General features: G+C 38.2%; 1 protein-coding gene. It reads right to left on the minus strand.

Annotated features, from left to right (window positions below; genetic code table 11):
* Positions 1–76: 76 nt before the first annotated feature.
* Positions 77–1407: tetratricopeptide repeat protein (locus F6K53_RS42585; protein WP_293086597.1), on the minus strand; the 1331-nt coding region annotated here is incomplete at its 5' end.

Here is a 1407-nt window from a genome sequence, read left to right on the forward strand (position 1 = left end):
CAAAATAATTTTGTAGCTCTGCTAGCTTTAAAGAATTAACCGTTTCTAAGGCCAAATTTAATTCTTTATTCCGATTTTATTCATCCAGAGAAGCTAACTCAATTCGGAACTGGGCTAACTGACGATAAACAGGCTCAATTACATCCCGGAAGTCAAATTGTAAATCCCGTTCTGCAATTAAAATATCACTGCGAATTTTATCTAGGGTATTATAGGCACGTTGATAGAAAGGAATCGCCTGTGCCTCTTTGTTCTGCTTTTGTAATATCCTACCTGCTTGCCATTCCCATAAATAAAGGCTATCTTTAGCTTGCAAATTTTGGTCAGCTAATAACAGTGCTTTCTGAGTTAATGTCCAAGCTTTTTTATAGGCTTGACGACATTCATAAAAATGACCTAGGGCACCTAACGCATAAGATTCAGCACGTGTTGCTTGCAATCTTTGGGCAATTTCGATAGCCTGATTTAGTATTGTTGTTGCTTGTGCATCTGCTAATTTTCCCTTGACTGAACACTGGGTTAAGGGCGAAGTAATATTACTATCACCATCAGGTACATTAGCTAAATCTATAGCTGCATATACCTTCGTAACAGAATCTGGTAAATGAGCGAGTAATTCTAAAGCTTGTTGAATATCTACATTAATCGTTGCTGAATCAACTAAATTTAAGTCTTGAGTGCGTTCATAAAGCTGAATTAAATTCAGTAGACTTCGCATTTGAGCCGATTTATAATCTTGTTCTTGAGATTGTTTAAAACTCGATTGAAAATAGCTCAAAGCCTTCTGATAATCTTCCCTGGCATTAGTTTGAAATTCCTTGCCTTTAGGAATACCACGTTTTGCAGCAGATTTGGCACGTAAATTCCAAAGTTGGGCACGACTTGCATGAGTGTTACCTAAACTATTTAATACCAAAACAATATAGGCTGGATTATTATAAATTTTTGCCTCTTCTAAGGCACTTTCTAAATAGTCGATTGCTTCGTTGTAATCACCCCGGAGACGATAAGCTTCACCTAAACTTCCTAATGCTGCCACTTCCCCCAGTTTATCTTGTTGCTCACGAGCAATTTGTAATGCACTTCCTGGCAAACACTCTAGCTTTCCTTGGGATTTGTCGTAATTAGCACCGCATAACAGCGCAATTGCTTTCCCTGGTTGTCCTAGATTACTATAGGCTTGCCCTTGTTCCGTAAGCACTTGTCCTACTTTCTGTAAATTGCCAATAGTCTGATAGTAAGAAATTACCTTCTCCCAATAGCCAAGTGCTTCCTGAGTATCCCCCAACTGCTGATAGGCTCTTGCTAAATTTTCATTAACAATTGCAATAGTTGCCGCTTCATTACTTTGTTCATATACCTTTAACGCTTCTTTCCATAAAGAAATTGCACCACGATAATCTCCCA

The sequence above is a fragment of the Moorena sp. SIO4A1 genome (assembly GCF_010672065.1).
GTDB lineage: Bacteria > Cyanobacteriota > Cyanobacteriia > Cyanobacteriales > Coleofasciculaceae > Moorena.